The sequence below is a fragment of the Zarconia sp. genome (genome assembly GCF_057467645.1).
This window is the reverse complement of the sequence record NZ_JBRJXU010000132.1, coordinates 50,300-56,573: the sequence shown is the minus strand read 5'-3', so window position 1 is coordinate 56,573 and position 6,274 is coordinate 50,300. Positions and strand designations below refer to the sequence as shown.

At 49.7% G+C, this 6,274-nt stretch carries 7 protein-coding genes; all 7 read left to right on the top strand.

Annotated elements, in window-relative coordinates:
* The first annotated feature begins 315 nt into the window (after positions 1-315).
* The 7 genes from AC2215_RS20425 to AC2215_RS20395 all read left to right on the top strand — a co-directional run bounded on the left by AC2215_RS20425 (position 316) and on the right by AC2215_RS20395 (position 6,161).
* On the top strand, positions 316-912 hold the full coding sequence (locus tag AC2215_RS20425) for a phycobiliprotein lyase (RefSeq protein ID WP_486811851.1): 597 nt from the start codon (positions 316-318) through the stop codon (positions 910-912).
* A 79-nt stretch (positions 913-991) separates the two neighbouring features.
* Complete coding sequence (locus tag AC2215_RS20420; protein ID WP_486811850.1) at positions 992-1,618, top strand: CpcT/CpeT family chromophore lyase; 627 nt, start codon at positions 992-994, stop codon at positions 1,616-1,618.
* A 28-nt stretch (positions 1,619-1,646) separates the two neighbouring features.
* A complete protein-coding gene (locus AC2215_RS20415) occupies positions 1,647-1,952 on the top strand; it encodes a CpeR family transcriptional regulator (RefSeq protein ID WP_486811849.1) in 306 nt (101 codons plus the stop codon).
* 461 nt (positions 1,953-2,413) lie between these two features.
* On the top strand, positions 2,414-3,079 hold the full coding sequence (locus AC2215_RS20410; protein ID WP_486811848.1) for a DUF2301 domain-containing membrane protein: 666 nt from the start codon (positions 2,414-2,416) through the stop codon (positions 3,077-3,079).
* Positions 3,080-3,086: 7 nt separating this feature from the next.
* A complete protein-coding gene (gene dprA / locus AC2215_RS20405) occupies positions 3,087-4,208 on the top strand; it encodes a DNA-processing protein DprA (RefSeq protein WP_486811847.1) in 1,122 nt (373 codons plus the stop codon).
* A gap of 390 nt (positions 4,209-4,598) precedes the next feature.
* The gene (locus tag AC2215_RS20400) at positions 4,599-5,648 is read left to right on the top strand and encodes a TIGR03032 family protein (protein WP_486811846.1); all 1,050 of its coding nucleotides are present in this window, start codon (positions 4,599-4,601) and stop codon (positions 5,646-5,648) included.
* Positions 5,649-5,666: 18 nt separating this feature from the next.
* The gene (locus tag AC2215_RS20395) at positions 5,667-6,161 is read left to right on the top strand and encodes a DUF3291 domain-containing protein (RefSeq protein ID WP_486811845.1); all 495 of its coding nucleotides are present in this window, start codon (positions 5,667-5,669) and stop codon (positions 6,159-6,161) included.
* The last annotated feature ends 113 nt before the right edge of the window (positions 6,162-6,274 follow it).

Sequence of the window (6,274 nt, the reverse complement as noted above, 5' to 3'; positions counted from 1 at the left end):
CCCCTTGTCCCCTTGTCCCCTTGTCCCCTTGTCCCCTTGTCCCCTTGTCCCCTTGTCCCCTTGTCCCCTTGTCCCCTTGTCCCCTTGTCCCCTTGTCCCCTTGTCCCCTTGTCCCCTTGTCTCCTTGTCTCCCTTGCCCCCTTGCCCCCTTGTCCCCTTGTCTCCCTTCTCCCCCTTGTCTTTCTCCAAAACTCACTGGGGATGCTTTATTTGGTAAAGTTTATGGTATTTTAAGATACAGCTTAATATAAACTTTTCATTTACCGACAATTGCCAACTTTGGCAGTCTCGTCCGTCGAGAATTACTCACCCGAAATGAATGTAGAAGAATTTGTTCGGCTTTCAATAGGAAGCTGGAAGTCTCAGCGTAGCGGTCATAACCTAGCATTTCAGCATTTTGAAGAAGTGCGATCGACTATTCACATCGTTGCCCTCGAACCTGACGATTCCAGGGTCATCGAACTTTGCAACTCCTATCGTATCGATCCGGCAAGGGCAACTCATCCCTTCGCGATGGATTGGCAAGGCGAGTCGGATTGGGATGACGATGAAACCATCGAGGGCAGTTGCATTCTGGTTCCCGTCCCCGATCTCGATCGACCCAATTGCGGCAAGCTTTTACGTTCCCAAGGCTATGCGGAAACCATGGCAGCGGCGGGAGAATATCACATGGGTGAAGACGGTACGTTCTTCTTGCAAACGCAGTACGATCGCGCGGCGGCTGAAGAGCGAATTTGGTTTGCCAATCCCAATCTTCGATTTCGCGTGTCTTTGATTAAAACGAGTAACGGAGAAGGGGTTCTCACGGCCTCGTTTGCATCAGAAATTCGGACAGGTATTTCCGATAACGACAAGACAAAAAAACAAGCTGTGGAAATGAATGCCGATCGCGTTTCTGCGACAAGTTCTTAATCAAATATTTTTGAAAAATTTCGTCGATCTCGATAATCTGCGAAATCATTAATCTTATTCAAGTAAAAACGTGTAAAAAATGGAGATCGGACAAACCGATATCGTTACTCCATCCCAGGATTTAGTCAAACTATCCCGGTGGATGGCCGGTGCATTTAGCAATCAAAAGCAGGCGCTAGAAAATTCTCAACTCTACGCTCATATTTGGGTATTTTTTAGACCGTTACCCTATGAGTTTTTCTCGGGAATTGGTTTTTATTCCGAACAAGTCTACGACTACGATTTGTGGAGTCCCTATCGCCAGGGAGTTCATCGAATGGTCGATCGTGGAGATAGTATCTATATCGAAAACTACGGTTTATCGGACCCGATGCTCTATGCGGGAGCCGCGCGGGAGCCGAGTATTCTCAAATCGATTACGCCCGATTGTATCGAGCGTCGTTATAACTGTTCGATGATTTTCAAAAAAGACGGCGATCGCTTTTTAGGGGGTGTAGAACCCGGTAAGGGATGCCTAATTTCTCGCAAGGGACGCGAAACTTATTTAGTCAGCGAAGTCGAACTAACTGAAACCACTTGGATGAGCTTAGATCGCGGATATGACACCAGCACCAACGAGCACGTTTGGGGTTCAGAAGCCGGACCTCTCAAATTCGAAAAACGAGAAAGTTTCGCCGGTGAGGTTCCCACCTCAATCCCCAGTTGAGATCCCTCACTCGACGAAAACTCAACCCATGCTGCCTCCCAAGGCAGAAAAGAAAATGCGGTCTTGGGTTCGGAGTCGGCATCTCATTTGCTCGGGCAACTTTTTTATTTTCGAGACGGTAGACAGTTCCACTATCGATCGTTTTACCGATTGCGTGAAAAGTTTGGGCGGTACGGTGATTTCCGTAAACTCCATCAAAAAAGTTTGGATTGGCAATCACCGACAAGTGATGCTTTTCCAAGCCAAAGCCAGCCTCCATACTCCCCATCACAACCTCAAACAGTATTGGGTTAAATATGGGAGTTTTTACACCCGATTTGACGAACGAGGCTAGGTGAATTCGGAATTCGGAAGTCGGAAAGAAGATGAGGAGGACGCGAGGATGGGGGGATGGGGAGATAGAGGAATGGGAAGATCGGGAAGAATTTAGCCTCCACTACTCTTGAAACTCCCGAAGCCCCTAAAGCCCCCTTCGCTCCCGCGACTTGTCGATTCCCTGTAGGATATCTATAACAGTCGCCATTCGAGTTCAGACAACACCAGCCAATTGTGTAATCTGCCCGAAGTCTTCCCCCGGTCGCCCCGGTCGCCCCCTTCTGCCCACCTTCACAAGTGTCCTAATTGCTAGGGCGATGGCTATAATAACGCTTCGGTGCAACGTCGAGCAAAACCATATGGCGAGCGAGCTGAAAAATTCCCCCTTTCCCCTTCCCCCTTATTCTTTGACCCCGCTTTGTCAGGTCTTGGATAATGTAAGGGACACGTGGCGTTAATAGAATTGGTGAAAAATTAACGATGACTGACTCAAACATCGAACCTGTTGTCTATTTCGGTCAATTTGGCGAATATCAGATTACCCAGAACGATCGCCTCGGTGTTATCGTTTACCGGGCAGGACTGGCGATCGCAGCGTTGAGTTTTGCCACTGGCAGTGGGTTGGCGCTGTGGAACGGCAGTAACCCGGCGATTCAGGCTGCAATTACGCCCCTACTTTTCTGTTTCTTGGTGTCGTTGGGGGTTAGCCTGCTCACCATTCATATTTACATGGCATCCCTACACCGGCTGCTGCAAATGTTCTGGCTGGTGGGAACGGTGGCGGCGATCGATCTGGCCCTACAACACACCGAACCACTCGCCCTCACGATCTACGAAAACCCCTCGACGATTTGGAGTATTGGGTTTGCCTTCGCAGCCCTCACCGGGATTTATTTTAAAGAAGCTTTCTGTTTCGATCGCCTAGAAACCAAAATCTTAACCCCAGTGGTTCCTTTACTCCTCCTGGGGCACCTCACCGAAATTATGCCCGTCTCTACAGAACGGGGATTACTGGCTTTGTGGGCGGTATTCTTTCTCGTGTTTGCCGGACGTAAGGTGGTGCAGGAAATTCCCCCAGATATCGGCGATAAAAGTGTCTTCGAGTATTTGAAACAGCAGCGCCAAGGAAACGACGCGACACCGTAATCGCACAATGATGAAAGAACGCGCCTACTGGGTGGCATGGCGTCAGGTGAATGGTGTGGGGGCGGTACTGCTGCGGCGCTTGCACCAGCACTTCGGTACCCTGGAAGCAGCTTGGGAGGCATCCCCGGCGGAGTTAGCGCGAGTTGAGGGATTGGGCGATCGGAAAATTGAGGGCATCGTGGAAGAGCGATCGCATCTTAATCCCGAAGGGCTATACCAACAACACTGCGACAAAAATCCCCAATTCTGGACTCCGGCAGATGCCGAATATCCCCGGCTATTGCTCGAAATTCCCAGTCCGCCCCCCATTTTGTATTACAAAGGCAAGGTGAAACCCGAGGAAAATGCCGGTGAAGTGCCTATGGTGGCGATCGTGGGGACGCGCCGCCCCACAGAATACGGCAGGCGGTGGACTCGCCGTTTGAGTGCGGTTTTGGCAAAACGGGGATTGACGGTGATATCCGGGATGGCGGCCGGAATCGATAGCGTCGCCCATCAGGCTTGTATCAGTGCCCGAGGGCGGACGGTAGCGGTGTTTGGAACGGGGGTAGATGTGGTGTATCCCGCCAGCAATCGATTGCTATACGAGCAAATTCTCGAATTCGGGTTAGTGTTGAGTGAATACCCCGCCGGAACGAAACCCGATCGCGCCCACTTTCCCCAACGCAACCGCATTGTCGCAGGGTTGAGTCGCGCCACCATCGTCACGGAAGCCCCCAAGAAATCTGGGGCGCTGATTACCGCCTATCTCGCCAATGACTTCAATCGCGATGTCTACGCACTGCCGGGTTCCCTAGATAATGAGAACGCCTTGGGATGTTTGGGACTGTTGCATCGAGGTGCCCATGTCATTTTAGGGGAAGAGCATTTGTTGGAAATGTTGGGGGATTTGCCAGCGGTGGATGTGGAGAAGTCCTCCTCGCCGCCACCGGAAATTGCCCCATCCCCCATCGAACTCGAACCAGAACTCGATCGGGTCTTGCAAGCAGTACCCCAGGAATCCACGGCGTTCGATGCGATCGCTCAAACGGCTCAGATGGATACTGGTGCGGTATCCGGGGCATTGGTACAGTTAGAATTATTGGGGTTGGTGACTCAGTTACCGGGAATGCGATATCAACGCATTTGAATTAAAAATGACGCCATGTGCAACTTGTCGATCCAAAACCTGACCGCACGGGGGAATGGGGAATGGGGAATGGGGAATGGGGGATTTTTCGACTCGCTCACCATATGGCGCGCGCAAAAAGATTGCACGCCGCGTAAATTAAAAATTAGGGTGTGGGGTGTGGTGTGTGGGGAAAGGTTTTGAGAAATTTGTAGGGTGGGCGGTTTTCCTGACGGGGATAGCACTGTTACATTCAGGCTCGAACTACCCACCGATCCCCAGAGTCGTTCAATCTTGAGGAAAAGCGATCTAAAAAGCTTGCTGCGTGAGAGTTTTGGCTTTTTCGATCGAAAATTTTTCCCAAGTCCGATCGTAATTCCGAACTGACGTTAAATCTAAAATCTAAAATTTTTGACTTCACCGCCATTTCACTACATCCATCGCAGCAATTTCCCAGAACTCTTGGAAAGTTTGGGTATTTCCCTATTTATCTCCACCTATCAAGCGGGGAAACTGATGGTGGTGCGATCGCAGCAACAACGCCTCATTACCCTGCTGCGAAATTTCGAGCAAATGATGGGATTGGCATTACAACCCCATCGCCTCGCCATCGGTACTCGCCATCAGATTTATTTTTTTCGCAATGCCCCGGAAATCGCTCCCCACGTGGAACCGGGCACGGAGTACGATGCTTGTTTTTTGCCCCGTACGTCTCATATTACCGGGGATATTCGAGTCCGGGAACTGGCTTGGGTGGGGGACGAACTATGGATCGTCAATACTCGTTTTTCTTGCTTGTGTACCCTTTCGCCAGACTACAGTTTCGTGCCCCGTTGGAAGCCGCCGTTTATCAGTCGGATTGAAGCCGAAGATCGGTGTCATTTGAATGGTTTGGCGGTGGTGGACGATCGCCCCAAATACGTCACCGCCTTTTCTCGCACGGATACCCCCCGAGGCTGGTACGAGACAAAGGCAACCCGTGGCTGTATTATGGATGTACCTTCCGGGGAGGTAGTAGCCCAGGGATTCTCGATGCCTCATTCCCCCAGAGTGTATGACGATCGCCTCTGGCTACTGGATTCGGGTAACGGCACGTTGGTGGTGGTAGAACCGGAAACGGGAGATTGCACTGTTGTCGCTCAGTTACCGGGTTTTACCCGAGGGTTGGCGTTTTACGGACGTTATGCTTTTGTGGGAGTTTCCCAAATTCGCGAGAAACGCATCTTTGGCGGCTTACCCATCGAGGAAAAGTGCGATCGATTGCAATGCGGCGTCTGGGCGATCGATATTGATACAGGAAAGCGGGTAAGTTTTCTCGAATTTCGATCGGGCTGTACGGAATTATTTGACGTGCAAGTGTTATCGCAGTTCGATCGACCCAATGTTATCGGGGTTCAGAAAGATACCATCGATCGTATATTTATTTTTGAACCCAATTTTATCGATCGATCGATAAAATAGAAGCTGTTTGAAAGTTGAGTGCTTCCAGTTGAAAATTCTATGATATCGCCACAAAAATATCACCTCGCACAAGTGAATATCGCTTTAATGCGAGCACCCCTAGATAATCCTCTGATGGCTGAATTTGTGGCTTCTCTCAATGAAATTAATGCACTCGCAGATCGCTCTGCAGGTTTTGTATGGCGACTTCACACCGAACAAGGCAATGCGACAGACCTCCAACCTTATGGAGATGAACGAATTTTACTCAATCTTTCAGTTTGGCAGTCGATCGAACAACTCAAAACCTACGTCTATAAGAGTGCTCATGGAGAAATCATGAGGAAACGCCGCAAGTGGTTTGAAAAGTTAGACCGAATGTATTTTGTACTTTGGTGGATAGAAGCTGGTCATATTCCGAGTGTGATGGAGGCTAAACAAAGGTTAGAGTATCTAAACGAATGGGGTGTCAGCGAGCGGGCATTTAACTTCAAACATCCTTTTCCTTGTCCTAGTGCCGATACGGTTCATTAAAAATGCAAAATGCTTACCATTCAGAACTTTAACGGATTGAGAGCTAATCATTTATTTTTTCCGCGCTGCACTAGATCTTTACACTTCTATCAGTTATCTAAAACGTTCGATCG